Source organism: Streptomyces sp. NPDC058653 (genome assembly GCF_042716895.1).
Taxonomy (GTDB): domain Bacteria; phylum Actinomycetota; class Actinomycetes; order Streptomycetales; family Streptomycetaceae; genus Streptomyces.
Map to the genome: position 1 here is coordinate 165,059 of NZ_JBHXRM010000008.1, position 25,531 is coordinate 190,589.

Here is a 25,531-nt window from a genome sequence, read left to right on the forward strand (position 1 = left end):
ATTCGGTGAGACCTTTGGTTGGGAAGGGGAAACGGCGACGTGGCGGAGAGGGATGCGGCGAGGAGGAGTGAGCCGGCGGACCGGCTGACGCCCGTCCTGCGCCCCGTACGCGCGGGCAACGGGTTCGAGGAGGCGCTGGAGCAGATCATGCAGGTGCTGCGCCTCGGTCTGGTCGCCGGCGGTGAACGGCTGCCCGCGGAGCGGGACCTGGCGGAGCGGCTGCGGATCAGCCGGGTCACGCTGCGCGAGGTGCTGAAGGTGCTGGCCGACGAGGGTCTGGTGGAGAGCCGGCGCGGGCGCTACGGCGGGACGTTCGTCCTGCGCCGGCCCGACACCCCGCCGCAGGGGGCCGAGGAGGAGCTGCGCCGCCGGGTCTCCGGGGTCGACATCGAGGACGTGCTGCGCTTCCGCGAGGTGCTGGAGGTCGGCGCCGCCGAGCTGTGCGCGGCGCGGGGACTCGACGAGGACGGCGCGGCCCGGCTGCGTACGGCGCTCGCGGGCACGCACGACGCCCCGCTGGCCGAGTACCGCCGCCGCGACACCCTGCTGCATCTGACGCTCGCGGAGCTGTCCGGCTCCGCGCGGCTGACCGAGAGCTACGCCTCCGTCCGCGCGACGGTGAACGAGCTGCTGGACTGCATTCCGCTGCTGGTACGGAACTTGGAGCACTCGCAGCGGCAGCACACCGCGCTGGTGGAGGCGGTCCTGGACGGCGACGCGGGGTCGGCGCGCGAGGTGATGCGTGAGCACTGCGGCGGGACGGCGGCCCTGCTGCGGGGTTTTCTGACCTGAGAGCGGGTAGCGAGGGGGATGGACCGCACGGCCCCCGGCCGCTTCCGCCGCAGGGCCGTTACAGCAGCTTTACGCAGAGGGCTTGCGTCGGGGCATCGGGGCCGCAATGGTATGGCCTCACACCTTTGACCCGAGGCAGGACCCCGAGGCAGGAGCGGCTCATGGCCGAAGGCACGGACTCCCGTATCCCACCAGCCGATCCGTCACGTCCGGCCCGCCCCGCGGCCGAATCCTCGGCGGCCGAGACCTCCGTACCGGCCGGCTCCGCCGCCGACGCGGCCTATCTGCGACGGCGCACCCTCAGGCGCGGCAGCGCCGGCTGGCTGCTGCTGACCGGCCTCGGCGTCGCCTACGTCGTCTCCGGGGACTTCTCGGGCTGGAACATCGGACTCTCCGAGGGCGGCTTCGGCGGACTCGCCATCGCGACCCTCCTGATGGGCGTGATGTACGCCTGTCTCGTCTTCTCGCTCGCCGAGCTGTCCGCCATCCTGCCCACCGCGGGCGGCGGTTACGGCTTCGCCCGCCGCGCGCTCGGCACCTGGGGCGGCTTCCTGACCGGCACGGCCATCCTCATCGAGTACATCCTGGCGCCGGCCGCGATCTCCATCTTCATCGGTGACTACGTCGAGTCGCTGAATCTCTTCGGCCTCGACGCGGGCTGGCCGGTCTATCTCGTCTGCTTCGCCCTCTTCATCGGCATCCATCTGTGGGGAGTCGGCGAGGCGCTGCGCTTCAGTCTGGTCGTGACGGGCATCGCCGTCGCCGCGCTGCTGATCTTCGCCGTGGGGGCCTTCACCGACTTCGACAGCGCCAACCTCAACGACATCCCCGTCCAGGAGGACGCCTTCGGCTCCAACTCCTGGCTGCCGTACGGTCTGCTGGGCATCTGGGCCGCGTTCCCGTTCGGCATGTGGTTCTTCCTGGGCGTCGAGGGTGTGCCGCTGGCCGCCGAGGAGGCCAAGGACCCGGTGCGCTCGATGCCGAGGGCGCTGTCGATCTCCATGGGCATCCTCGCCCTGCTCGCCCTGATCACGTTCTTCGCGGCCACCGGCGCGCGCGGCTCCGCCGCGATCCAGGAAGCGGGCAACCCGCTGGTCGTCGCGCTCCAGGGCGACGGCGATCCGACGGCGCTCAGCCGGTTCGTGAACTACGCGGGCCTCGCCGGTCTCGTCGCGTCGTTCTTCTCCCTCATCTACGCGGGATCCCGGCAGCTGTTCGCGCTCTCCCGGGCCGGTTATCTGCCCCGTTTCCTCTCGCTGACGAGCAGCCGCAAGGCGCCGTACCTCGGCCTGCTGATCCCGGGCGCGATCGGCTTCGCCCTCGCCGCGGGCAGCGGCAACGGCGGGCGGATGCTGAACGTCGCGGTCTTCGGCGCCACCATCTCCTACGCTCTGATGGCCCTCTCCCATCTGGTGCTGCGCCGCCGCGAGCCCGGTCTGCACCGGCCCTACCGGACACCGGGCGGCACGCTGACCTCCGGCGCGGCGTTCGTGCTGGCCCTGTCGGCGCTGGTGGCGACGTTCCTGGTGGACAAGGACGCCGCGTTCATCGCGCTCGGCGTCTATGTCGTGGCACTCGCCTACTTCGCCTTCTACAGTCGGCACCGGCTGGTCGCCGCGGCGCCCGAGGAGGAGTTCGCCGCGCTCGCGGCGGCCGAGGCCGAACTGGAACGGGACTGAGACTCCCGCCGAAGGGGATCGCGGGGGATCCCGTCCGACGGAACACACCGCGGAACAGCGCCACAGCACAGCACGACATCGGAGGAACGTTCAGTGAAGCCGCTCATCGGCGTCAGCACCTATCTGGAGACGTCGGCCAAGTGGGGTGTCTGGGATCTGCCCGCGGCACTGCTGCCCATGGGGTATCCCCGGCTCGTCCAGCGCGCGGGCGGCGTGGCCGTCATGCTCCCCCCGGACCGGGCGGCCACCGCCGCCTCGGTGGTCGCCCGGCTCGACGGGGTGGTGATCGCGGGTGGTCCGGACGTGGAGCCCGTACGGTACGGGGCCGAGCCCGACCCCCGTACCGGCCCGCCCGCGAGGGAGCGGGACGAGTGGGAACTGGCCCTGATCGAGGCCGCGTTGGCGTCCGGCACACCGCTGCTGGCGATCTGCCGGGGGATGCAGCTGCTCAACATCGCCCTCGGCGGCACGCTCGTCCAGCATCTGGACGGCCATACGGCCGCGGCCCTCGGCGTGTTCGGCGAGCACCCCGTGAAGCCGGTGCCCGGGACGCGGTACGGGACCCTCGTACCGGAGGAGTCGGACGTACCGTCCTCGCACCACCAGGCCGTGGACCGGCTGGGCGAGGGCCTCATCGTGTCGGCGTACGCCGGCGACGGAACGGTGGAGGCGGTGGAGCTGACGGACGAGCGGTGGGTGCTGGGAGTGCAGTGGCATCCGGAGATGGGCCACGACGTGCGGGTGATGGCGGCGCTGGTGGCCGCGGCGCGCGAGCGGGAACGGGTGGGAGCCCGCCCCCACGGCCGATGAGACAGCATGCGTTGATGGTGTCCCGTTCACCCGCCGTTCGCGGATGAGGGGAACCGTAGCCCGGGCTCGGGTCACCTCGGCCGTCCGACCGCGCACCCCCAGGAGATGAACGTGCCCATCACCCGTAGAGACTTCTCCAAGACCTCAGCCGCGGGACTCACCCTCGTCGGTACCGCCGGGGTCCTCGCCACCGCCAGCGCGTACGCCTACGCGGACGAGAACGCGGACGCCGCCCCGGCGGGCGCGGAGCGGGAGCACGAGGCCCGCTCCTCCCAGGCGCTCGGCAGCAGGACGGGGTACGGCCCCCTGATCGACGACCCGGACGGGCTGGTCGCGCTGCCCGCCGGCTTCTCGTACAAGGTCGTCACCCACGCCGGTGTCACCAAGCTCGACAGTGGCGAGTTCACGCCGAACAGCCACGACGGCACGGCCACCTTCCCGGGCACCCGCGGCTCCACCCTCCTGGTCGTCAACCATGAGATCGGTGGCGACCGCGCCGAGACCGACTTCCCCGTACCGCTCATGCCGGAACTCGTCTACGACCCCGCCGCCCCCGGCGGCTGCACCGTCGTCGAGGTCTCCAAGCACGGCGAGTGTGTCGCCGAGTGGGTCGGCGTCGCCGGCACCCAGGAGAACTGCGCGGGCGGGCGCACCCCTTGGGGCACCTGGCTGACCTGCGAGGAGGACACCACCAGGGCCGGCGAGGACGGCATGACCAAGGACCACGGTTATGTCTTCGAGGTGGACCCCTACGACCGTCGCGCGAACCTGCGTCCCAAGCCGATCAAGGCGCTCGGGCGGTACGACCACGAGGCCGTCGTCGTCGACACCAAGCGCGGCCACCTGTATCTCACCGAGGACGCCGACGAGCCGAACGGCCTGCTGTACCGCTGGACCCCGCCGAAGGGCTTCCGTCACGGGCGGGGCAAGCTGCGCGGGCTCTCCGACACCGCGGGTGTGCTGGAGGCCTTCAAGTGCTTCGACTCCAGGGGCCGGTTCGTCGACGACCTCTCGCGCGCCACGAAGGCCGGGACCGTGTACGGCGTCGACTGGGTGACCGTGCCGGACCGCGACGCCAGGACCGTGCCGGTACGCGAGCAGTTCACGGACACGCAGGTCACCCGGGCCCGCAAGCTGGAGGGCATGTGGTGGGCGGACGGCGGCGCCTACGTCGTCTCCTCCTACGCGCGTGAGGAGAGCCCGGAGCAGCACGACGGCCAGGTGTGGTTCTACGACCCGGCCCGCCGCAAGCTGACCCTCAAGCTGATCCTGGGCGTCAACCAGGACCCGTCGAAGGACGGCGCCCTCGACGGCCCGGACAACATCACGGTCTCCCCGTACGGCGGCGTGATCCTGGCCGAGGACGGCGAGGGTGTGCAGCACCTGTTCGGCGCGACGGACAGCGGCAGGACCTACCCGATCGCCCGCAACGAGCTGAACGAGGGCACCGCAGAGGAGCCGGAGTACAGCGAGTTCGCCGGGGTCGTCTTCTCACCCGACGGCAGGACGCTGTACGCGAGCATCCAGAACCCGGGCATCCTGCTGGCCATCACCGGCCCCTGGCGCCATCAGCGCTGACGGCCCCTCGCGCACGGCCGCGTCCCGATCGATCGGGGCGCGGCCGTCGCCCTATCCATGTCGCTCGCCCATGTCGCCCGCACACGTCGCCACGGCCGTCGGCCCTGGGGTTGTGTCACGGGATCGCGTCACGGGCTTACGCGTGTCAGCGACAGCAGGTCCCGGGCCGGGCCGCTCGGGCGGTGCCCCGCCGGCCAGACGGCACGCAGCTCGCGCCCCAGCCGGACCCCCGCCACCGCCACCTCCGTCAGCCGGCGCGACGCCAGCTCCTCCCCCACCGCGAGTTCGCTGAGCACGGAGGGCCCGGCGCCGCTCACCACCGCCGCCTTGACGGCCGTCGTCGAGGAGAGTTCGAGCAGCGGCTCGGCGAGACCTCCGTAGGAGGCGAGCGCCGCGTCGAGCACCTGCCGGGTGCCCGAGCCCTCCTCACGGAGGATCAGCGGGGCTGCCGCCAGTTCGGCGGGTGTCGGAGGCGTGCCCCGGTCGGCCCAGGGGTGGCTCGGCGCGACCACGACCACCAGCCGGTCACGGCCGATCACCGTGCCGTCCAGCCCTCCGGGCACGGCCAGGCCCTCCACGAAGCCGATGTCGGCGTCGCCGCCGAGCAGCCGCGCGGCCACGGCGCCCGAGTTGCCGGCCAGGAGCGAGACGGCGGTGTCCGGCCGGGCCGAGCGCAGCGCGATGAGCCAGCCGGGCAGCAGATACTCCGCGATGGTCATGCTCGCGGCGACCCTCAGCCGTGAGTCCCGGCGGTCACGCAGCGCCTGCGCGCCCGCGTCGAATGCCTCCGCCGCCTCCATGATCCGCCGCGCCCAGTCCGTGACGAGCGCGCCCTCACCGGTGAGCCGGGAGCCGCTGGGCGACCGGTCGAAGAGGCTGACGCCGAGCTGGCGTTCGACGGACCGTATCCGGCTGCTCGCCGCGGGCTGGCTGATGCCCAGCTCGCGGGCGGCCCCGCCCATGCTGCCGTGCCGGGCGACCGCGATGAGCAGTTCCAGCGCGCTCAGCTCGGGCACCCGGTGGGCGAGGGTCGTCGGGGGAGGCTCGTCGCTCATATACGCAGGTTATGGCCTCATAGCGCCAAGGGGCCTGGTGGGGCGGGCCCCGAGCGTGGAGGGTGCGGGTATGCCCACCCTCGGCCCGACCCGCACCGCCGACGCCGCCCGCACCGCCCCGACCCTCGCGCCGGCTTCCACCGCCGCGAAGGCCTCCGCCGTGGCGTACGCCTCGTTGACGCCCGCCGCGCGGAAGGCTCGGCGGCGTTTCCCGGCCCTGCGGCATGTCGGGCCCAACTGGTACGCGAGCGTGATGGGCACCGCGATCGTCGCGAGCGCGGGGGCCGCTCTGCCCTGGGCCCCGACCCTCGCCCCCGCGGCACGCGCCCTCTTCGTCGCCGTATGGGCACTGTCGGCGCTGATGCTCCTGCTCGTGCCGGCCGCCCGCGCCGGTCACTGGATCCACCACCGCGACCGGGCTCGCGCCCATCTGCTGGACCCCGCCGTGGCGCCCTTCTACGGATGTCTGCCCATGGCCCTGCTCGCGGTCGGCGGGGCGACCCTCACCGTGGGCAGGCACGCGCTCGGCGAGCCCGCGGCGGTCGCCGTGGACGCCGTGCTCTTCACCGCGGGCACACTCGCCGGACTGGCGGTCGCGGTGGGCATCCCGTGGCTGATGGTGGTCCGCCACCGGGTACGGCCCGCCGACGCGTCCCCGGTGTGGCTGCTGCCGGTGGTGGCGCCCATGGTGTCGGCGGCGCTCGGCCCCGCGCTGATCCCGTACCTGCCGGCCGGGCGGTGGCGCGAGGCGCTGCTGCTGGGGTGCTACGCCCTGTTCGCGCTGAGCCTGCTCGCCACGCTCACCCTGCTGCCGCTGATCGTCCGCCGCCTGCTGGTCCTCGGTCCGCCGCCCTTCGCCCTGACGCCGACGCTCTTTCTCGTGCTGGGCCCGCTCGGACAGTCCACGACGGCCGTCGGTCATCTCGCCGACGCGGCGCCCGGGGCGCTGGGCGCTTCGTCCCCGCACCTCTCCGGGCTGGACTCGTTCGCGGTGGTGTACGGCCTGGGCGCGCTCGGTTTCGCGCTGCTGTGGCTGGCCGTCGCGGTCGCGACGGTCGTACGTGCCGTACGACGCGGGATGCCGTTCTCGATGACCTGGTGGGCCTTCACCTTCCCCGTCGGCACCTGTGTGACCGGCGCCGCCGCGCTCGGCCGCGCCACCGGGCTGACCGCCCTCATGGGGCTCGCGTTCGCCCTGTTCGCGCTGCTGAGTGCCGCCTGGGCGGTCGCCTGGGCGCGTACGGTCCACGGGCTGGTCAGCGGAGCGCTGCCCGCAGGGCCCCCGGCGCCTCGGCCAGGGACGGCCCGTACCAAGTGAGGAACCGCCCGTCGACCAGTGCGGCGGGCAGCCCCGGGAAGGCCTCGGGACCGTCGTCGGCGGTGAAGCGGTACGGCTCGTCGGGCAGGACGACCAGGTCGGCCCCCGAGGCGCGCAGTTCCTCCAGCGGGACACGGGGATAGCGCTCCTCGTGGTCGCCGTAGACGTTGTGCACACCGAGCCTGGCGAGCAGATCGCCGGCGAAGGTGTCCCGTCCGAGCACCATCCAGGGCCTGCGCCAGATCGGTACGACCGCCCGGCGCCCTCCTCCGTACGGAGGTGACACCGCCACCGCCGCCCACGCGTCACGGGCCTCGTCGAGCCAGCGCGGCACCGCGAGTCCGCAGCCCGTCACGAGCAGCCGCTCCAGCTCCGCGAAGGCCTGGTCCAGATCGCGCACCTCGGTCACCAGCACCTCGATCCCCACCGCCCGCAGCGCGGCCAGATCGCTCTCGCGGTTCTCCTCCTCGTTGGCGACGACGAGGTCGGGGCGGAGCTCGACGACCGCGGCGATGTCGGGGTTCTTGGTGCCCCCGACGCGTACGACGTCGAGGCCCTCGGGGCGCACGCACCAGTCGGTGGCCCCCACCAGCAGTCCGGGCCCGGTGAGCGCGACGGCCTCGGTGAGGGAGGGGACGAGCGAGACGACCCGGAGGTTCCGGGGGCCGGCCGGCACGGCGGGGCCGGCCACTCAGCGCCGGGTGTCGAACGTCGCGTCGATGTGCTCGGCGACGGCGACGACCAGGATGCGGGTGCCGGGCTCGGTGGCGCGCCAGCGGTGCCTGACGCCACCGGAGAGGTACAGCGTGTCGCCGCGCTCCAGGCGGTAGGCCCGTCCTTCGGCCTCGACCTCGGCGGCTCCGTCGGCGATGTACATGACCTCGTCGTTGCGGTGCTGGTACTCGCGCCCGGTGTCCTGCTCGCCGGTGTACTCCTTGGCGTGCAGCTGGTGTCCGCCGCGCGCCACCCTTCGTACGCCGCTACCGCCTTCGTGGGCGCGGACGACATCGACAGTGCGGGCGGAGTCGGCCGCCGCGTGCAGCGCGGCGGTGGTGGTCTCCAGGGCTTCGGCGACCCGCTCCAGCGAACGGGAGCTGGGCCGGGCGCGCTCGTTCTCGATCTGGCTCAGGAAGGGCACGGACAGCCCGCTGCGGTCGGACACGGCTGCCAGTGTCAGCCCGAGGGACCTGCGCCGCCTGCGGACGGCGGCGCCCACCCTGAGCGCTTCCTTCTCGTCCATGTCTGGGCTCCCTCCGGCCGGATCGTCATCTTCTCAGAGTTGACGGCCGCGTAAGGGCGGTCTGTCTCAGCCGCCGGCGATCCGTCCGGATCCGGTTACCGACCCGTAGGGCCACAGCTCCAACGTACGACTCTCAGCGCCGGGCGCACCCCCGGAGCGCGCTGGCGCGTAAGAGAGCGCGAAAGAGCGGGCGGGCGCCGTCTCCCACGGTGTCCCGCCCGCTACTTTCCGCCACTGCCTGCCGCCCCCGCCACCGGCCGCTCACGGCCGAGGGTTCAGGGGCGACGGCTCACGGCCCGCCCCTCGGCGCGTGACACCTCACCGCGGGGCGATCTGGTCGGCGATGCCGGGATTCTTGTCCATCCAGGCCTTGACCGCCTCTTCCTCATGTCCGGTACCGCGCTTCTGGATCTCGTTCTCCAGTCCGGCGAGCTGGTCCTCGCTCAGCTTGAAGTCCTTGAACCACTCGGTCAGCTGCGGGTAGTTCCTGGGGAAGTCCTTGTTGGCCACGGTCCGGATCTCGTCACCCTCGCCGAAGGCCTTCTTCGGGTCCTTCAGCTTGGTCAGCCCGTACTCGTTGTACGCCCAGTGGGGTGTCCAGAGCATGACGGCGATCGGCTCCTTCTTGCCGTACGCCCGTTCCAGTTCGGCCAGCATGCCGGGTGTCGAACTGTCGACGACCTTGTAGTCGCCGTCCAGGCCGTAGCCCGGCAGGACGTCGTTCTTGAGGATGTTCATGGTCTCGGTGCCTGGCTCGATCCCGACGATCCGGCCCTTGAACTCGTCCTCGCGGCCCTTCAGATCCTCCAGCGAGTCGACGCCCTTGACGTAACTGGGCACGGCGATCTCCAGGGACGTCGGCCCGTACCAGGACCCGAGGTCGGAGAGTTTGTCGCCGTACTTGTCCCAGTACTTCTTCTGCGTGTTGGGCAGCCAGCCGTCGAACTGGACATCGATCTGCCCGCGCGCGAGCGCGGTGTACATCGGGCCGACCTCGAACTGCTTGAGGTTCATCGTGTACCCGCGGTCCTCCAGCACCGCCTTCCACAGATACGTGGCTGCGATGTCCTCTTCCCAGGGGAACCAGGCGACCTCGATGGGCCTCTCACGCTCGTCCTTGCCGTTCGCGCCCTTGCTGACCCCGGCGACCGGGGTCCACTTGTCCGCCAGCCCGGGATTGTCCTTCAGCCAGGCCCGTACGGCGTCCTGCTCCTTGCCCTTGCCGGCGCCCTGGATCTCCGCCTCCAGGCTGGTGAGCTGCTCCTCGGTCATCTCGAAGCTCTTGAGCCACTTGGCGACGCTCGGGTTGTCGGCGGAGAAGCCCTTGCGGGCGAGGGTGTGCACGCCGTCGCCCGCGCCCCAGGTCTCCTTGGGGTCCTTGAGCTTCTTCAGGTCGTAGGTGTTGTACGCCCAGTGCGGGGACCAGAGCGTGACGACCACCGGTTCCTTCTTCTCGTACGCGCGCTTCAGCTCCGCCAGCATGCCGGGGGTGGAGCCGTCGACGACCTTGTACTCGCCTTCGAGGCCGTACTCCTTGAGCACCTTGTCCTTGAGGATGCCCATCTCGCCCGCGCTGGGCTCGATACCGATGATCCGGCCCTTGAACCGGTCCGCCTCGCCCTTGAGGTCCGCCAGGGAGTCGACGCCCTTCACATAACCGGGCACGGACAGCTCCAGGGACGTCTCGCCGTACCAGGAGCCCATGTCCTCCAGCCGGTCCTTGTACTTGGCCCAGTAGGAGGCGTGGGTGGTCGGCAGCCAGGAGTCGGTCTGGATGTCGATCTGGCCGTTCGCCTGGCCGGTGTAGAGCGCCCCGGCCTCGTACTGGGTGGCCTCGACCTCGTAACCGCGCCGCTCCAGCATCTCCTTCCAGAGGAAGGTGGACGCGATGCCCTCGTCCCAGGGGATGTAGCCCATGCTGATCTTCTTGCCCTGGCCGACATCGCCGCCGTCGGCGACCGCGGAGGTCTTGTCCCCGCCGAAGATGCTCATGCCGCCCGCGACGAGCGCGAGCACGACCACGCCGACGACGGCGACCGAGGGCCGCGGCCGGTGGTCCCAGATCTTGAACGAACCGCTCAGCGCCTGCGCCTTGGCCAGCGCGCGGCGGCCCACCGGGGAGACGATCCGGCCGAGCGCGCCGGTCATCCGGTCGAGGTACATGGCCAGGATGACGATGGAGACGCCCGCCTCGAAGCCGAGGCCGATGTCGACGTTGCCGATGGCGCGGTAGACGGCGCCGCCGAGTCCGCCGCCGCCGACCATGCCGGCGATGACGACCATCGACAGGCCCAGCATGATCACCTGGTTGATGCCGGCCATGATCGTGGGGAGCGCGAGCGGGAGCTGCACACGCAGCAGGGTGTTGCGCGGGCTGGTGCCGAACGCCTCGGCCGCCTCGACCAGTTCGGCGTCGACCTGCCGGATGCCCAGCTCCGTCATACGGACGCCGGGCGGCAGGGCGAAGATGATCGTGGCGATGATGCCGGGCACCACGCCGACGCCGAAGAAGATGATGCCGGGGATCAGATAGACCATCGCGGGCATCGTCTGCATGAAGTCGAGCACGGGCCGGATGACGGCGCTCACGGTGGCCGAGCGGGAGGCCCAGACACCGAGCGGCACGGCGACCACCAGGATGACGATCGTGGCGACGAGCACCAGCGAGAGCGTCGACATGGCGAGTTCCCACAGCTCGATCGAGTCGATGAGCGCGAACCCGACGAACGCGAGCACGGCGGCCAGCAGACCGCGCAGCCACCAGGCGAGCACGGCCAGGATGCCGGCGAGGACGAGCGGTTCGGGGCCGCTCAGGACCGCGTCGACGGCGTCGTACATACCGGTGACGAGCGAGCTGATGGCGTCGAACAGCCAGGAGAGATGGCGCTGGAGGAAGTCGACCCCGCTGTCGACCCACTCACCGAGCGGGAGCCTAGGCACTGGCCGCCTCCTTGCCGACGGACAACGTTGCCGGGGCCCCGTCGGCGACCGGTACGGACGTGCCGACAGCCGCGTCGGCGGGCGTCATCGGCTCGCCGAGCACGGCCAGCAGCCTGGCGCGCGGTACGACTCCGACCAGGCGGCCCTTGTCGTCTGTGACGGCGACGGGGACGGAGCTGGTCGAGCAGGGGGTGAACAGCTCGATGATCGGGGTGCTCGTGGTGACGCTGGCGGGCGCCGCCGCGAGCACGTCGTCATCGGTACGCAGTTCCTTGCCGCCCTCCGTACGGAGGCCGTGCGCGGTGTCGGCGTCCGCCATGATCGCCCCGGCGGTCAGGACGCGCGAGCGGTCGACGTCCTGGGTGAAGGAGGCGACGTAGTCGTTGGCCGGGGTGACGAGGATGTCCTCGGCGGTACCGAGCTGGACGATCTCGCCGTCGCGCATCACGGCGATCCGGTCGCCGAGCCGCATGGCCTCGTTGAGGTCGTGGGTGATGAAGACGATGGTCTTCTTCAGCCGCTTCTGGAGTTCCAGGAGCTGGTCCTGCATGTCACGGCGGATCAGCGGGTCGAGCGCGCTGAACGACTCGTCCATGAGCAGCAGGTCCGCGTCGGTGGCCAGCGCGCGGGCCAGGCCCACCCGCTGCTGCATACCGCCGGAGAGCTCGTCGGGCCAGGCCTTCTCCCAGCCGGCCAGGCCCGCGAGTTCGAGTGCCTGGGTGGCACGTTCGTTCCGTGCGGCGCGCGGGACGCCCTGGACCTCCAGTCCGTATCCCGCGTTCTCCAGCACGCTGCGGTGCGGGAAGAGCGCGAAGTGCTGGAAGACCATGCTGATCTTGGTGGAGCGCACGGTGCGGAGCTCGGCCGTGCTCAGGGCGGTCAGGTCCTGACCGTCGAAGAGCACCCGGCCGGCCGTCGGCTCCAGCAGTCCGTTGAGCATGCGCAGCAACGTGGACTTGCCGGATCCGGAGAGTCCCATCACGACGAAAATCTGCCCCGGGTCGACGGAGAACGAGGCGTCGATCACCGCGGCGGTCGTACCTTCGGCGCGCAGCTCCTCGCGGTCCGTGCCGCTCCGGAGCCTCTCCACCGCTTCATCGGGTCGTGCGCCGAATACCTTGTACAGGTGTTCCGCCTGGAGCCTGGACACATATACCTCACGCCGTCGAAATGAGAAACGGCCCGCCACCCCCGCCGGCGGGCCGTGGAGCGGCACGGGGTCTGCCCGTGGTGTCCGGTCGACGGTCTCGGAAAGTCCGTGTCCGGGTCCGCTCCGTGTGCGCGCCTGCCCTGGTCCTCATGACCCAAACATTTATGTGGTCCATACCACCCGGCGCGCCGCCGCGCAGGTCAGAGCGGTCCCGCCGGCGTCCGACGGCGGTACGTGTCCGCCGTCCGGCCGCTGTCAGTGGCATGCGGCATCATCGGGGTGTGACGCGACGCCTGATGCTCCTCGACACCGCCTCCCTCTACTTCCGGGCCTATTTCGGGGTCCCCGACTCGGTGCGCGCCCCCGACGGCACGCCCGTCAACGCGGTCCGGGGCCTGCTCGACTTCATCGCCCGGCTCGTCCAGGACCACCACCCGGACGATCTCGTGGCCTGCTGGGACGACGACTGGCGGCCGCGGTGGCGGGTGGACCTCATCCCGTCGTACAAGGCGCATCGCGTGGCGGTGGAGAGGCCGGAGGGACCGGACGAGGAGGAGACGCCGGACACGCTGGCGCCGCAGGTCCCGATCATCGAGGCGGTGCTCGACGCGCTGGGGATCGCCCGGGTCGGCGCCCCGGGTTACGAGGCGGACGATGTGATCGGCACGCTCGCCGGGCGCGCCCCGGGCCCGGTGGACGTGATCACCGGCGACCGCGACCTGTATCAGCTGGTGGACGACGCCCGCCAGGTGCGGGTGCTCTATCCGCTGAAGGGGGTCGGCTCGCTCCAGGTGACGGACGAGGCGTGGCTGCGTGAGAAGTACGGGGTCGACGGTCCGGGCTACATCGATCTGGCGCTGCTGCGCGGCGACCCGAGCGACGGGCTGCCGGGCGTGCCGGGGATCGGCGAGAAGACGGCGGCGAAGCTCCTCGACGCGTACGGCGATCTGGCGGGGATCATGGCGGCGGTGGACGATCCGCGGTCCGGTCTCACTCCCTCGCAGCGCAAGCGGCTGGACGAGGCCAGGGCGTATGTGGCGGTCGCGCCCAAGGTGGTGCGGGTGGCCGGGGACGTGCCTCTGCCGGACTTCGACCCGGCGCTGCCGTCCGAGCCGCTCGACCCGGAGCTGGTGGAGGCGCTGGCCGCGCGGTGGGGTCTGAACAACGCCATGCACCGGCTGCTCACCACCTTGCGGAAGTGACGGCGGGACACATGGATCGCGCGCCGACCGACCACGAGGTGTTAACTTAGGCATACCTAAGCAATTCACGGCCGTCGAGCGGCGGTCGCGTGCCTCACGAGTCGAGGGAGACGCCGTGGCAGCAGAGCCGGCCCGCAGGTCACCGAAGGTCCACGAGGCACGGGTGATACGCACCCAGCGCATCACGCCGCACATGGTACGGCTGGTCCTCGGCGGCGACGGACCCGCCGGGCTCCGCGCGGGCGAGTTCACCGACCACTACGTGAAGCTGCTGTTCGCCGCCGAGGGTGTCGCGTATCCCGAGCCGTTCGACATGGACCGTATCCGCGAGGAGTTCCCGCGCGAGCAGTGGCCCACCACCCGTACGTACACGGTGCGCGAGTGGAATCCGGCCGCCGGCGAGATCACGATCGACTTCGTGGTGCACGGCGACGAGGGCCTGGCGGGTCCCTGGGCGGCGGCGGCACGGCCCGGCGAGACGGTGCGGTTCCTGGGCCCCGGCGGGTCGTACGCCCCCGACCCGGCCGCCGACTGGCATCTGTTCGTCGGTGACGAGAGCGCGCTGCCCGCGATCGCCGCGTCCGTCGAGCGGGCTCCGGAGGGCGCGAGGATCCACGCCTTCGTCGAGATCGAGGGCCCGGAGGAGGAGCAGAAGATCGCGGCTCCGGCGGGCGCCGAGATCGTCTGGCTGCACCGCGGGGAGCGCCCCGTCGGCGAGGCGCTGGTCGCCGCCGTACGGGCCCTGGACTTCCCCGCCGGTGACGTGCACGCGTTCGTGCACGGCGAAGCCGGTTTCGTGAAGGAGCTGCGCCGTCATCTGCGGCACGACCGGCAGGTCCCGCGCGAGCGGCTGTCGATCTCGGGCTACTGGCGGCTGGGCCAGAACGACGAGGCGTGGCGCGCGGTCAAGCGCGAGTGGAACGAGCAGGTGGAGCGCGAGCAGGAGCCCCGGACGGCCTGACCGCGCGAGCCCCTCGGCCGCCGGGCGGAGTCCGCCCGGCGGCCGGGGAGTGCGGCCGAGGACGGCGGCCGTCGCGGGGTCAGACGGATTTCTGGTACGACCGGAACGTCCGGGTGGAGAGCCAGACCGCGACGGCCGCGAGCACCAGCAGCGGTCCCCCGCGGCTCAGCACCCCACCCCAGTCGGGATCGGGCGCCATGGCCGAACGGCCCGCGACCATCGCCCAGTTGACCGGGTTGAAGTCCGCGACGCGCGCCATCCAGGAGGGCATCTGGGCGGGCGCCATGAAGGCGGAGGAGAGAAACGTCAGCGGCAGCAGCAGGAAGGTGTTGATGCCGATGATCGACTCCCGCTGCCGGACCAGCATGCCCAGCGCGTTGGAGAGCGCCCCGAAGACCGTGCCGAGCAGGATCGCGCAGAGCAGGAGCACGAGCAGACCGCCCACGCCGCCCGGATAGTCGGCGCCGCCGAGCATCCCGAGCAGCAGGATGATCACGGACTGGACGGCCGTACTGATGCCGTTCTGCACGACGTTGGCGTTCATCAGCGCGCTGCGGCTGACCGGCGTGGTCAGGAAGCGGTTCAGTGTGCCGCGCTCGATCTCCTCCAGCGTGCCCATGCCCGCCCACATGCTGGAGCCGAGCGCGCTCATCACCACGATCCCGGGGATCAGATAGTCCAGATAGGACGTGGTGCCGAAGCCGCCGAGCTCGACGACCTTCTTGAAGAGATTGCCGAAGAGGAAGAGCCAGATCACCGGCTGGACCAGCTGGATCACCAGGAAGACGGGCTGCCGCAGCAGCGCCATGAGCTGACGCTGTGTCATGTACCAGGTCTGGGTGAGGACTCCGGAGCTCATCGGGCGCCTCCCGCCGTGAGTGCGGGGACGTCGGAGCCGTCGGCGGTCCGCTGGGCGTCCGCCTCGGCGAAGCGGCGCCCCGCGTAGCGCAGATAGACGTCGTCGAGCGAGGGCCGGGCCACGGTCGCGGTGGCGACGGCCGCTCCGCACCGCTCCAGCGCGGCGAGCAGCGCGGGTACGGCGGCGGGGCCGTCGTCGGCCCGGACGCTGACCCTGCGGCCGTCGACCTGTACGTCCTGTACGCCGGGCAGCCTGTCGAGCGCCTCGCTCAGCGCCGTACGGTCGCCGTCGGCGCGCAGCTCCACATGGACGGCGTCACCGTGCAGTTCGCCCTTCAGCTCGTCTGGGGTGCCCTCGACGACGACCCGGCCGCGGTCGACGATCGCGATGCGTTCGGCGAGCCGGTCGGCCTCCTCCAGATAGTGCGTGGTCAGCAGGATCGTCAGGCCCTCCTCGCCGGCGAGCCTGGCTATCTCCTCCCACATCGCCGTACGGGCCTCCGGGTCGAGGCCGGTCGTCGGCTCGTCCAGGAAGAGCACCTCGGGCCGGTGCACCAGGCCGAGCGCCACGTCGAGCCGGCGCTGCATGCCGCCCGAGTAGCCCCTGACCGGCCGCCCCGCCGCGTCGCCGAGGGCGAAGCGGTCGAGCAACGCGTCGACGCGCGTGGTCAGTTCGGCGCCCCTGAGGCCGTAGAGACGGCCCTGGAGGAGCAGGTTCTCGCGGCCGGTCGCGACGGGGTCGGAGCCGGACCTCTGGGCGACGACCCCGATCGAGCGCCGTACCCGGTCCGGGTGGCGCAGGACGTCGTGCCCGGCGACGGTGGCGGTGCCGCTGTCGGGGCGGGCCAGGGTGGTGAGGATCTTGACGGTGGTCGACTTGCCGGCGCCGTTGGGCCCGAGCAGTCCGAGGACGGTGCCGGCCCCGACGGTGAGGGACATCCCGCCGAGCGCGGTGACGTCCCCCGGGTAGGTCTTGACGAGATCGCGCGCCTCCACTGCGGGCGCGCCGGTACTGCGGTCGGTCATGACAGAGCTCTCCTGTGGTGAACGGTCGTGGGCAGGCCGGACCGATCCCGTGCCAAGAGCTCCGAGCTATCCTGGGTGTGCCGCACCTCGACGGCCGGAGCGCTTTCACGAGTGGTCAGGTCTGGGGTTCGTAACCCTGGCGGGGCTGCGCCAACAGCGCCCGCCAGGGCTTTCTCGTCTCTCGTCTCATCACCCGCTCCGGGGCGCCCCGTTCAGGGCGCCAGCGGGTCCTGGCCCTCCAACTCCCGCCACTTCTCGGGCGTCTCGCCGGTGGCGGTGAACCGCCGCCAGTCGTCGACGCCGCCGAGTCTCCCTTCGGCGATCTCCCTGAGCAGACCGCGGACCCAGGTGGCCTGGGCCCCCGTCATGTGCAGCTGGTACTCGGTCTCCACGACGAAGAGCCGGGGCAGTGTCCGGCGCAGCAGCCTCAGGACCTCCCCGACCTCCGCGCAGTGGCTCTCCAGCGCCTCGGCCCGCTTCTCCAGCAGGACCACCACCTCGTCCGGCGGCAGCACCCCGATCAGTGAGAGCGCGGTCTCGAAGAGCGGGTACTCCCGCGCGGGTACGGCGACGAGTTCGGCCATCCAGTCGAGCATCTCCCGCCGCCCGGCCTCCGTGAGCCCGTACAGGGTGCGCTCGGGCCGGTTGCCCTGCCGCTGAACGTCGGCGACCTCGACGTAACCGTGCTTCTCCACGTTCCGGACCACGGTGTACAGCGAGCCGAAATTGATCTTGACGCTGTTCTCCTTGCCGCGCCGGCGCAGCGTCTGGGCGATCTCGTAGGGGTGCATGGGGCGCTCGGAGAGGAGCGCCATGACGGCGAGTGCCAGCGGATTCCTGAGCCGGCGTCGCTCGGCGCCCATCGCTCCCCCCTTCCGCTCCACTACCCTGTCCCGAATACTCGGCGGCGAACATATCGCGAGCCGGAACACCGGTCAACCACGCTATATCGCGAATTTACCCAGCCATTGCCCACCCCGGACCCACCGGACGCAGAACACACCAATCCACGGGGAAGACGGCTCCGAACGGACACTGAAGCCGTCCGGTCCGCCGGACGGGCTACCGTCCGCACCTTGGAGGAACAGCCGCGTGAAACAAGCCGTGCACATCGCCGGCCCCGCCTCTGCGGGGCCGGACCTTCAGGAATTGCTGGGCCGCGTGGCCCGGGGCGACCAGGAGGCCTTCACCCGGGTGTACGACCTGGTCTGCGGGCCGGTCCTCGGACTGGTCCGCTCCGTCCTGCGCGATCCCGCCCAGTCCGAGGAGGTGACCCAGGAGGTCCTGCTGGAGGTCTGGCGCAGCGCCCCGCGCTACCAGGCGTCCCGCGGCAGCGGCATGACCTGGGTGCTCACCCTCGCGCACCGGCGCGCGGTGGACCGGGTGCGCTCCGCCCAGGCGTCCAGCGACCGCGAGCGGCGGGCGGCGCTCCTGGACCGGACCCCGGCCTTCGACGAGGTCACGGAACAGGTCGAGTCCCGGCTGGAGCGTGAACAGGTACGACGCTGTCTGCGTACTCTCACCGAACTCCAGCGCCAGTCGGTCACCTTGGCGTACTACCAGGGGCTCGCCTACCGGGAAGTGGCCGAACTGCTCTCCGTGCCGCTCGGCACGGTCAAGACACGACTGCGCGACGGACTCATCCGGCTGCGCGACTGCCTGGGGGTGGGCGCATGAGCGGCACGGCCGAACTGCACACGTTGACCGGCGCGTACGCGCTGCACGCCCTGGCGCCGGAGGAGGCGGCCGAGTTCGAGAAGCACCTGGAGCAGTGCTCCGCCTGCGAGCGGGAGGTGGCCGAACTGATCGCCACCACCACGCGCTTGGGGCTCGCCGTGACCGTGACCCCTCCCCCCGAGCTCAAGGAGCGGGTACTGCGGAGGATCGCCACCGAACGCCAGGAGCCGCCCAGGGTCACCCAGGAGTCCCGGGGCACCGGGGGCGGCGGCGCGAAGGGCCGGGCACTGTCGCGCTTCGCGCTGGCCGCCTGTCTGGCCGCCGCGGTCGGTCTCGGCGGGGTGGCGGTGTGGCAGCACCAGGAGGCGCGGGACGCCCGCGCGCGGGTGTCGGCCGCGCAGGAGAGGTCCGAGGCGCTGGCCGCCGTACTCGCGGCGCCCGACGCCAGGATCAGAACGGGCGAACTGCCCGGCGGGGCGACCGGCACGGTCGTCGTGTCGCGGGAACGGGACAAGGCGGCGTTCATCGCCTCCGGGATGCCGAAGCCGCCCGGCGGCAAGGTCTACCAGCTCTGGTTCTCCGACGGCGGCTCGATGCGGGACGCGGGGCTGATGGATTCCTCCGCGGCATCGGGCCCGGTGCTGATGGCCGGTTCCGTCGGAGAGGCGTCGGCCATGGGCATCACCGTCGAACCGGCGGGCGGCTCCGACCGGCCGACCTCCGACCCGTTGGCGCTGATGGACCTCCCGGCCTGAGCGGCCCGGCCGACCGGGCGGCGGAGACGGGCGGAGTCAAGAACCGGTCCCTCTTCTCCTTCGTACGGGTGACAGACCAATCCGCCGAACGCCTCGCACCGAATGCCCGGTGTGAGCGGAGACCAGAGGGACCCGAGGAGCGAGACCGGCCAAGTGCCGCGTGGCGTACGACTGGTGCGCGGCGTTCTGGCCGGGCTCGGCGGGTTGATCGCCGGGCTCGTGGCGCTCTGCGTCGCGGAGCTGGTCTCGGCGGCCGTACGGCCGGAGGCGGGACCCGTCACCGCGGTGGGCGGCGCTGTCATCGACCGCACCCCGGCGGCGGTGAAGGACTTCGCCGTCCGGAACTTCGGGAACGACGACAAGCTGGTGCTGCAACTGGGCATCCTGGTCCTCCTGGCGGTCTTCGCCATGGCGGTCGGGGCGGCCTCGCTGCGGTACCGGAGGGCCGGCTCGGCCGCAGTCCTGGTCTTCGGCGCGATCGGCGCACTGGCTGCGGTGGAACGGCCGGACGGCCGCGCATCCGACGCCCTGCCCTCGGTCGTGGGCGCGCTGGTGGCCTGCGGTGTGCTGTATCTGCTCGCCGGCCGGCTCGCCTTCCGTCCGGCCCCCCATGGGGACCGGGAGACGGACGGGACCCACCCGACACCTGCCGGACCCTCGAAGGGCTTCGACCGGCGCGGGTTCGTCGTCGCCGCGACAGCAGCGGCGGTGGCGTCGGCCGGAGCGGGCGTGCTCGGCCGCCGGCTCAACGCGTCGGGGGCGGCCGAGGCCGCGGCCTCACGCCGGACCGTCGCCCTGCCCGGCCCGTCCTCACCGGCCCGGCGCATACCCGCCGGGGCCGACCTGGGGATCGGGGGCCTCTCGCCCTTCACGACGTCCAACAAGGACTTCTACCGGGTGGACACCGCCCTGGTCGTCCCACGTGTCGACGCCGACCGCTGGCGTCTGCGCATCCACGGCAAGGGCGTGACCCGGCCGCTCTCCCTCGGCTTCCAGGACCTGCTGCGACGGGAGCTGATCGAACGTGACATCACGCTGACCTGTGTCTCCAACGAGGTCGGCGGTCCCTACGTCGGCAACGCCCGCTGGATCGGTGTGCCCCTGGCCGCTCTGCTGGCGGAGGCGGGCGTCCGGCCCCCGTCCCGGGGCGGCCCCGCCGACCAGTTGGTGTCCCGTTCGGTGGACGGCATGACCATCGGCACCCCGGTCGAGACGGTCATGGACGGCCGGGACGCGTTGCTGGCGGTCGGTATGAACGGCGAACCCCTGCCGTTCGACCACGGCTTCCCGGTCCGGATGGTCGTCCCCGGCCTGTACGGATACGTCTCGGCGTGCAAATGGCTCGAAGACATCGAACTGACCACCTTCGCCGACTACGACGCCTACTGGGTCAAGCGCTCCTGGTCCCGCGAGGCACCGATCAAGACCCAGTCCCGGATCGACACGCCGCGCCCCTTCGCCTCGCCGAAGGCGGGCCTCGTGCCCGTCGCCGGGGTGGCGTGGGCCCAGCACCGCGGGATCGACCGGGTCGAGGTACGCGTCGACGGCGGCGAGTGGAACCGGGCCGAGCTCGCCACCGAGGCCAGTACCGACACCTGGCGGCAGTGGAGCTGGACATGGGCCGCCACGCCCGGTGACCACACCCTCGAAGTCCGCGCGACGGACCGGGACGGCGACACGCAGACGGCCGAGCGCGCCGGGACCGTACCCGACGGCGCGACCGGCAGGCACTCGGTGGTGGTCACCGTCGACTGAGGTCCCACCGAGTACCGCAGACCCCTCGTATCAACAGCACCACCTTTCAAGGAGATTGACATGAAGATCACCCGTTTCCAGCGTGCCGCCGTTACCGTCGCCGCCGCCGTCGCCCTTCCGCTGGCGCTGACCTCCTGCTCCAGCGACGACGGCGACACCACGTCGGAGTCCACGTCGGCCGCCGAGGACACCGCGGCGGCCCCCGAGGAGACGGCCGACGACGCCGCGGGCGACACCGCGGACGCCCCGTTCGGCCCGGCCTGCGCCTCCGTCCCGAAGACGGGCCCCGGCAGCTTCGACGGCATGGGCCAGGCGCCGGTCGCGACGGCCGCGTCCAACAACCCGGAGCTCTCCACCCTTGTCACCGCGGTGAAGAAGGCGGGCCTGGTCGACACCCTCAACACCGCCCAGAACATCACGGTGTTCGCCCCCACCAACGACGCCTTCGCCAAGATCCCGAAGGCCGACCTGGACGCGGTCCTCGCCGACAAGGCCATGCTGACCAAGATCCTCACCTATCACGTCGTGGGCGAGAAGCTGGCCAAGAAGCAGCTGGAGAGCGGCACTTACCCGACCCTCCAGAAGAGCACCCTCACCACGGCCGGCTCCGGGGACTCCTACAAGGTGAACGACTCGGCTTCCGTGGTCTGCGGCGACGTGCCCACGGCCAACGCCACGGTGCACATCATCGACACGGTGCTGATGCCGAAGTAGACCCGCACCCGGGGGGAGGGTTGTCCGGCCTCTCTATCCTGGCCGGATGCCCCTCACCCCCCGCCCGACGGCTCCGGACCCGACCCCCCGCACCGACCGCGCCCTCGGCGCGGCCGTCGGCTCCGCGGTCGGCGACGCGCTTGGGGCGCCCTTCGAGTTCGGTCCCCCCGGCGCCTTCGCCGCCCGCTTCCCCGACGGCGCGGGCGAGATGTGCGGCGGCGGTGGCTGGGACCCGGGCGAGGCCACGGACGACACACAGATGGCGGTCCTGATCGCCGAGTCGCTGCTGGAGCGCGGCGGTCTCGAACCTCCCGACGTCTTCGACCGGTTCCGGCGCTGGGCCGCCGCCGACCCCAAGGACATCGGGCTCCAGACGGAACAGGTCCTGACGAGCGGCGATCCCTGGGATCTCGCCGCTCCCCTCCACTACCAGCGATCCGGACGGGCCGCCGGCAACGGCTCGTTGATGCGCGCGGCCACTCCCGCCGTGTACTTCGCGGCGGCAGGCCGTGAGGCGACCATGTCGGCCGGCCGCCGGATCGCGGCCCTCACCCACGGCGACGCGGCGGCCTGGGAGGGCACCGCCGTACTGCACGAACTGATCCGGGTGGCTCTGGACGGCGGCGACCCCCTGGCCGCCGTGCCCTCCGTCCTGGGCGACGTGCGCGAGGACCACCGTCCACGCTGGGCCACCGTGCTCGACCCCGGCTGGCACCCCGACGACGCGACGGAGTTCAACGGCGCGGTGTGGCCCTGTCTGGGCTCCGCGCTCTGGGCGCTGCGGACCACCGACTCGTTCGAGGCCTCCCTCGCCGCCGCGATCGACCTGGGCGGCGACACCGACACCGTCGCGGCGGTCACCGGCGCGCTCACCGGCGCCGTGTACGGCTTCGCCGCGATCCCCCGGCGCTGGACCGGTCCGCTCCACGTCACCCTGCCCGGACACGGCGACCGGGTGCTGCGTACGCCCGAACTGGTCCGGCTGGCCGAGCGGTTGGCCGGATGACGAAGGGCCCGGACAGCTGGCCGTCCGGGCCCTTCGTCGCCGTACGCGTGTCCCACCGGGCGGATCGGGACCCGGCCTCAGCCCACCGAGCTGTACGCCACCACTCCGCGCAGCACCGCGTCGACCGCCTTGCGCGCGTTCTTCGCGACCGTGCTGTTCTCGCGGGGCGCCGCCGCGGCGATCTGTCCGAGGACGTCGATCACCTGCTTGCACCAGCGGACGAAGTCGCCCGCGGGCATCTCCGCGTCGCGCAGCACCTCGTCGAGTCCCTTGCCCGACGCCCACATGTGCACCGCCCAGGCGAAACCGAGGTCGGGCTCGCGCTGGCCGACACCCTCCGCCTGGTTGATCTTGAAGTCCTCCTCCAGCGCGTCGAGCCGGCCCCAGATGCGGACCATCTCGCCGAGCGCGGCCTTCGCCGCGCCGCTGGGCAGCCGGGGCGCCACCGCGTCGTCCGACTGGCGCGCCTCGAAGACCAACGCCGAGACGCACGCGGCCAGTTCCGCCGGGGAGAGCCCCTCCCAGACACCTTCGCGCAGACATTCGCTGGCCAGCAGGTCCAGTTCGCCGTAGAGCCGCGCGAGCCGCTTGCCGTTGCCCGTGACCTCGTCGCCGCGCAGATAGTCCATCTCCGTGAGGAGGGCGACGATACGGTCGAAGGTACGGGCGATGGTGTTCGTCCGGCCCTCGATCCGCCGCTCCAGCTGCCGGGTGTCCCGTTGCAGCCGGTGATACCGCTCCGCCCAGCGCGCGTGGTCCTCGCGCTCGTCGCAGCCGTGGCACGGGTGCGCGCGCAGCTCCGCGCGCAGCCGGGAGATCTCACGGTCGTCGGCGGCCGGGGCCCGCCCCTTGCGGTGCCGCTCCGGCACGATGTGACCGGCCTTCGACCGCAGCGCGGACGCCAGGTCCCGACGCGACTGCGGCGAGCGCTGGTTGAAGCTCTTGGGGATCCGCATCCGCTCCAACGGCTCGACCGGCACGGGGAAGTCCATCGACGCGAGCCGCTTGACCTGCCGCTCGGCGGTCAGGACCAGCGGCCTCGGGCCGTCGTGATACTCCATGCCCCGGTGCCCGTTGGCCCGCCCGGCAGGCAGCCCGGGGTCGAGCACCAGCGCCAGCCCGGCGAACTTCCCGGTCGGCACATGGATGACATCGCCCGGCTTGAGCTTCTCCAGCGAGGAGGCCGCGGCGGCCCGCCGCTGCACGGCGCCCTGCTTGGCCAGCTCCGTCTCACGGTCCTTGAGATCGCGGCGCAGCCGCGCGTACTCCTCGAAGTTCCCCAGATGGCAGGTCATGCCCTCCCGGTAGCCCGCCATCCCCTCCTCGTTCTTCTGGACCTGCCGGGAGATCCCCACCACCGACTTGTCCGCCTGGAACTGCGCGAACGACGTCTCCAGCAGCTCGCGCGAGCGGTGCCGGCCGAACTGCTGCACCAGATTGACCGCCATGTTGTACGACGGCCGGAAGCTGGAGCGCAGCGGATACGTGCGGGTGCCCGCGAGGCCCGCGAGCGCGCCCGGGTCCATGCCGCGCTGCCACAGGACAACGGCGTGGCCCTCGACATCGATGCCACGGCGGCCTGCGCGGCCGGTCAGCTGGGTGTACTCGCCGGGCGTGATGTCGGCGTGCTGCTCGCCGTTCCACTTGACGAGCTTCTCCAGGACGACGGACCTGGCGGGCATGTTGATACCGAGCGCCAGGGTCTCCGTGGCGAAGACGGCCTTGACCAGCCCCCGTACGAAGAGCTCCTCGACGACTTCCTTGAAGGTGGGCAGCATTCCGGCGTGGTGGGCGGCGATGCCGCGCTCCAGGCCCTCCAGCCACTCGTAGTACCCCAGCACATGCAGGTCCTCGGTGGGGATGGACGCGGTGCGCTCCTCCACGATCTCGCGGACGCGTGCGCGCCTGCTGTCGTCGTTGAGCCGCAGCCCGGCGTGCAGGCACTGCTGTACGGCGGCCTCGCAGCCGGCCCGGCTGAAGATGAAGGTGATGGCGGGCAGCAGATCCTCGGCGTCGAGCCGCTCGATGACCTCGGGCCTGCCCGGCGTCCAGATCCGGCCGCGCTGCCGGCGCTCGCGCTCCCGGTCCGCCTCCCGGACCATCTTGCCGCGGCGACGCTCACGCGGGTTGTACGTCTTCTGATTCTCCATCCGGGCCAGCCGGACGAGATCGGGGTTGACCTCGCGGCGGGCGCCGCCCCGGCCGCCGTGGTCGGTGCTCTCCTCGAAGAGGTCGTACATCCGGCGGCCCGCGAAGACGTGCTGCCACAGCGGCACGGGCCGGTGCTCGGAGACGATCACCTCCGTGCTGCCACGGACGGTGTCCAGCCAGTCACCGAACTCCTCGGCGTTGGAGACCGTCGCGGAGAGCGAGACCAGGGTCACGGACTCGGGGAGGTGGATGATCACCTCTTCCCAGACGGCGCCCCGGAAGCGGTCCGAGAGATAGTGCACCTCGTCCATCACGACATAGCCGAGCCCCGACAGGGACTGGGAGCCGGCGTAGAGCATGTTGCGCAGGACCTCGGTGGTCATGACGACCACCGGGGCGTCGGAATTGACGCTGTTGTCGCCGGTGAGCAGCCCGACCTTGTCCGCGCCGTAGCGTTTCACCAGGTCCGCGTACTTCTGGTTGGACAGCGCCTTGATGGGGGTGGTGTAGAAGCATTTGCGGCCCTCGGCGAGGGCCAGGTGCACGGCGAACTCGCCGACGATCGTCTTGCCCGAGCCGGTGGGCGCCGCGACCAGGACGCCCTTGCCGGACTCCAGCGCCTGGCACGCCTCGATCTGGAACGGATCGAGGCCGAAGTCGTACATCTCGCGGAACGGCGCGAGTGCGGTGGCCTGCTCGGCTGCCCGGATCCGAGCTGCGGCGTAACGCTCGGCCGGTGTGAGGTCCTCTGTCATCTTGCTCACGAGCCTACCCGTCACCTCTGACAGTCAGCGCGATCTTTACGGCCGGGGTACCGGCCCCTCAGCGGCCGGGGGCCGGGCGGCGCCGGGGACCCGGAGGGCC

21 protein-coding genes are annotated in these 25,531 nt (G+C 71.7%); 12 read left to right on the top strand and 9 right to left on the bottom strand.

Annotated elements, in window-relative coordinates:
- Positions 1 to 39 precede the first annotated feature (39 nt).
- The 4 genes from ACFWU9_RS10140 to ACFWU9_RS10155 all read left to right on the top strand — a co-directional run bounded on the left by ACFWU9_RS10140 (position 40) and on the right by ACFWU9_RS10155 (position 4,859).
- Positions 40 to 792 carry a FadR/GntR family transcriptional regulator gene (locus ACFWU9_RS10140; protein WP_384316242.1) on the top strand — a complete coding sequence of 251 codons (753 nt, stop codon included), beginning with the start codon at positions 40 to 42 and terminating at the stop codon, positions 790 to 792.
- A 161-nt stretch (positions 793 to 953) separates the two neighbouring features.
- Positions 954 to 2,471 carry an ethanolamine permease gene (gene eat, locus ACFWU9_RS10145; protein ID WP_384316244.1) on the top strand — a complete coding sequence of 506 codons (1,518 nt, stop codon included), beginning with the start codon at positions 954 to 956 and terminating at the stop codon, positions 2,469 to 2,471.
- Between the two features lie 93 nt (positions 2,472 to 2,564).
- Positions 2,565 to 3,281, top strand: a complete 717-nt coding sequence (locus tag ACFWU9_RS10150; protein ID WP_384316246.1) for a gamma-glutamyl-gamma-aminobutyrate hydrolase family protein — start codon at positions 2,565 to 2,567, stop codon at positions 3,279 to 3,281.
- 111 nt (positions 3,282 to 3,392) lie between these two features.
- Complete coding sequence (locus tag ACFWU9_RS10155) at positions 3,393 to 4,859, top strand: alkaline phosphatase PhoX (protein WP_384316248.1); 1,467 nt, start codon at positions 3,393 to 3,395, stop codon at positions 4,857 to 4,859.
- Positions 4,860 to 4,987: 128 nt separating this feature from the next.
- On the opposite strand, the gene ACFWU9_RS10160 is transcribed toward ACFWU9_RS10155, so the two are convergent.
- On the bottom strand, positions 4,988 to 5,914 hold the full coding sequence (locus tag ACFWU9_RS10160) for a LysR family transcriptional regulator (RefSeq protein WP_384316250.1): 927 nt from the start codon (positions 5,912 to 5,914) through the stop codon (positions 4,988 to 4,990).
- Positions 5,915 to 5,984: 70 nt separating this feature from the next.
- On the opposite strand from ACFWU9_RS10160, the gene ACFWU9_RS10165 reads away from it, so the two are divergent.
- Entirely contained in the window at positions 5,985 to 7,232 is a 1,248-nt protein-coding gene (locus tag ACFWU9_RS10165) for a TDT family transporter (RefSeq protein WP_384316252.1), read from the top strand.
- Here ACFWU9_RS10165 and ACFWU9_RS10170 read toward each other — a convergent pair.
- The 4 genes from ACFWU9_RS10170 to ACFWU9_RS10185 all read right to left on the bottom strand — a co-directional run bounded on the left by ACFWU9_RS10170 (position 7,171) and on the right by ACFWU9_RS10185 (position 12,562).
- Positions 7,171 to 7,923, bottom strand: coding sequence for a helical backbone metal receptor (locus ACFWU9_RS10170; protein WP_384316254.1), 753 nt, complete (start codon positions 7,921 to 7,923; stop codon positions 7,171 to 7,173). The genes ACFWU9_RS10165 and ACFWU9_RS10170 overlap by 62 nt on opposite strands.
- Positions 7,924 to 8,472 (bottom strand): helix-turn-helix domain-containing protein, encoded by a 549-nt coding sequence (locus tag ACFWU9_RS10175; RefSeq protein ID WP_384316256.1) that lies wholly within the window; start codon positions 8,470 to 8,472, stop codon positions 7,924 to 7,926. It abuts the gene before it with no gap.
- A 318-nt stretch (positions 8,473 to 8,790) separates the two neighbouring features.
- Positions 8,791 to 11,412, bottom strand: coding sequence for an ABC transporter permease/substrate binding protein (locus ACFWU9_RS10180; protein ID WP_384316258.1), 2,622 nt, complete (start codon positions 11,410 to 11,412; stop codon positions 8,791 to 8,793).
- Positions 11,405 to 12,562, bottom strand: a complete 1,158-nt coding sequence (locus tag ACFWU9_RS10185; protein ID WP_384316260.1) for a glycine betaine/L-proline ABC transporter ATP-binding protein — start codon at positions 12,560 to 12,562, stop codon at positions 11,405 to 11,407. The genes ACFWU9_RS10180 and ACFWU9_RS10185 overlap by 8 nt, the downstream gene beginning before the upstream one ends.
- Before the next feature lie 296 nt (positions 12,563 to 12,858).
- Here ACFWU9_RS10185 and ACFWU9_RS10190 point away from each other — a divergent pair, with 296 nt between their 5' ends.
- Together ACFWU9_RS10190 and ACFWU9_RS10195 are read left to right on the top strand one after the other, a co-directional pair.
- Positions 12,859 to 13,764, top strand: a complete 906-nt coding sequence (locus tag ACFWU9_RS10190) for a 5'-3' exonuclease H3TH domain-containing protein (protein WP_384316322.1) — start codon at positions 12,859 to 12,861, stop codon at positions 13,762 to 13,764.
- Positions 13,765 to 13,879: 115 nt separating this feature from the next.
- Positions 13,880 to 14,725 (top strand): siderophore-interacting protein, encoded by an 846-nt coding sequence (locus tag ACFWU9_RS10195; RefSeq protein WP_384316262.1) that lies wholly within the window; start codon positions 13,880 to 13,882, stop codon positions 14,723 to 14,725.
- A gap of 79 nt (positions 14,726 to 14,804) precedes the next feature.
- Here ACFWU9_RS10195 and ACFWU9_RS10200 read toward each other — a convergent pair whose 3' ends face one another.
- The 3 genes from ACFWU9_RS10200 to ACFWU9_RS10210 form a co-directional block, all read right to left on the bottom strand.
- The gene (locus ACFWU9_RS10200; RefSeq protein ID WP_384316264.1) at positions 14,805 to 15,584 is read right to left on the bottom strand and encodes an ABC transporter permease; all 780 of its coding nucleotides are present in this window, start codon (positions 15,582 to 15,584) and stop codon (positions 14,805 to 14,807) included.
- Positions 15,581 to 16,609 carry an ABC transporter ATP-binding protein gene (locus ACFWU9_RS10205; RefSeq protein WP_384316266.1) on the bottom strand — a complete coding sequence of 343 codons (1,029 nt, stop codon included), beginning with the start codon at positions 16,607 to 16,609 and terminating at the stop codon, positions 15,581 to 15,583. Before ACFWU9_RS10205 ends, ACFWU9_RS10200 begins: the two co-directional genes overlap by 4 nt.
- 212 nt (positions 16,610 to 16,821) lie before the next feature.
- Entirely contained in the window at positions 16,822 to 17,472 is a 651-nt protein-coding gene (locus ACFWU9_RS10210) for a PadR family transcriptional regulator (protein WP_384316267.1), read from the bottom strand.
- 229 nt (positions 17,473 to 17,701) lie between these two features.
- Between ACFWU9_RS10210 and ACFWU9_RS10215 the strand changes: the two genes are divergently transcribed.
- The 5 genes from ACFWU9_RS10215 (at position 17,702) to ACFWU9_RS10235 (ending at position 22,516) form a co-directional block, all read left to right on the top strand.
- Positions 17,702 to 18,286 carry a sigma-70 family RNA polymerase sigma factor gene (locus ACFWU9_RS10215; protein WP_384316269.1) on the top strand — a complete coding sequence of 195 codons (585 nt, stop codon included), beginning with the start codon at positions 17,702 to 17,704 and terminating at the stop codon, positions 18,284 to 18,286.
- The gene (locus ACFWU9_RS10220) at positions 18,283 to 19,041 is read left to right on the top strand and encodes an anti-sigma factor domain-containing protein (protein ID WP_384316271.1); all 759 of its coding nucleotides are present in this window, start codon (positions 18,283 to 18,285) and stop codon (positions 19,039 to 19,041) included. The genes ACFWU9_RS10215 and ACFWU9_RS10220 overlap by 4 nt, the downstream gene beginning before the upstream one ends.
- 102 nt (positions 19,042 to 19,143) lie before the next feature.
- Positions 19,144 to 20,796, top strand: a complete 1,653-nt coding sequence (locus tag ACFWU9_RS10225) for a molybdopterin-dependent oxidoreductase (protein WP_384316273.1) — start codon at positions 19,144 to 19,146, stop codon at positions 20,794 to 20,796.
- A gap of 60 nt (positions 20,797 to 20,856) precedes the next feature.
- Complete coding sequence (locus ACFWU9_RS10230) at positions 20,857 to 21,510, top strand: fasciclin domain-containing protein (RefSeq protein WP_384316275.1); 654 nt, start codon at positions 20,857 to 20,859, stop codon at positions 21,508 to 21,510.
- 46 nt (positions 21,511 to 21,556) lie between these two features.
- Positions 21,557 to 22,516: an ADP-ribosylglycohydrolase family protein gene (locus ACFWU9_RS10235; protein WP_384316277.1), complete on the top strand. Its 960-nt coding sequence runs from the start codon at positions 21,557 to 21,559 to the stop codon at positions 22,514 to 22,516.
- 77 nt (positions 22,517 to 22,593) lie between these two features.
- Here ACFWU9_RS10235 and ACFWU9_RS10240 read toward each other — a convergent pair whose 3' ends face one another.
- A complete protein-coding gene (locus ACFWU9_RS10240; RefSeq protein ID WP_384316324.1) occupies positions 22,594 to 25,422 on the bottom strand; it encodes a DEAD/DEAH box helicase in 2,829 nt (942 codons plus the stop codon).
- Positions 25,423 to 25,531: the final 109 nt, after the last annotated feature.

Excerpts from the sequence above, each read along its gene's own strand:
- ACFWU9_RS10235 (WP_384316277.1), top strand. The coding sequence starts at position 21,557 with ATGCCCCTCACCCCCCGCCCGACGGCTCCGGACCCGACCCCCCGCACC.
- ACFWU9_RS10200 (WP_384316264.1), bottom strand. The coding sequence starts at position 15,584 with ATGAGCTCCGGAGTCCTCACCCAGACCTGGTACATGACACAGCGTCAG.
- ACFWU9_RS10190 (WP_384316322.1), top strand. The coding sequence starts at position 12,859 with ATGCTCCTCGACACCGCCTCCCTCTACTTCCGGGCCTATTTCGGGGTC.
- ACFWU9_RS10165 (WP_384316252.1), top strand. The coding sequence starts at position 5,985 with ATGCCCACCCTCGGCCCGACCCGCACCGCCGACGCCGCCCGCACCGCC.
- ACFWU9_RS10210 (WP_384316267.1), bottom strand. The coding sequence starts at position 17,472 with ATGGGCGCCGAGCGACGCCGGCTCAGGAATCCGCTGGCACTCGCCGTC.
- eat (WP_384316244.1), top strand. The coding sequence starts at position 954 with ATGGCCGAAGGCACGGACTCCCGTATCCCACCAGCCGATCCGTCACGT.
- ACFWU9_RS10175 (WP_384316256.1), bottom strand. The coding sequence starts at position 8,472 with ATGGACGAGAAGGAAGCGCTCAGGGTGGGCGCCGCCGTCCGCAGGCGG.
- ACFWU9_RS10240 (WP_384316324.1), bottom strand. The coding sequence starts at position 25,422 with ATGACAGAGGACCTCACACCGGCCGAGCGTTACGCCGCAGCTCGGATC.
- ACFWU9_RS10220 (WP_384316271.1), top strand. The coding sequence starts at position 18,283 with ATGAGCGGCACGGCCGAACTGCACACGTTGACCGGCGCGTACGCGCTG.
- ACFWU9_RS10205 (WP_384316266.1), bottom strand. The coding sequence starts at position 16,609 with ATGACCGACCGCAGTACCGGCGCGCCCGCAGTGGAGGCGCGCGATCTC.
- ACFWU9_RS10225 (WP_384316273.1), top strand. The coding sequence starts at position 19,144 with ATGCCCGGTGTGAGCGGAGACCAGAGGGACCCGAGGAGCGAGACCGGC.
- ACFWU9_RS10230 (WP_384316275.1), top strand. The coding sequence starts at position 20,857 with ATGAAGATCACCCGTTTCCAGCGTGCCGCCGTTACCGTCGCCGCCGCC.
- ACFWU9_RS10160 (WP_384316250.1), bottom strand. The coding sequence starts at position 5,914 with ATGAGCGACGAGCCTCCCCCGACGACCCTCGCCCACCGGGTGCCCGAG.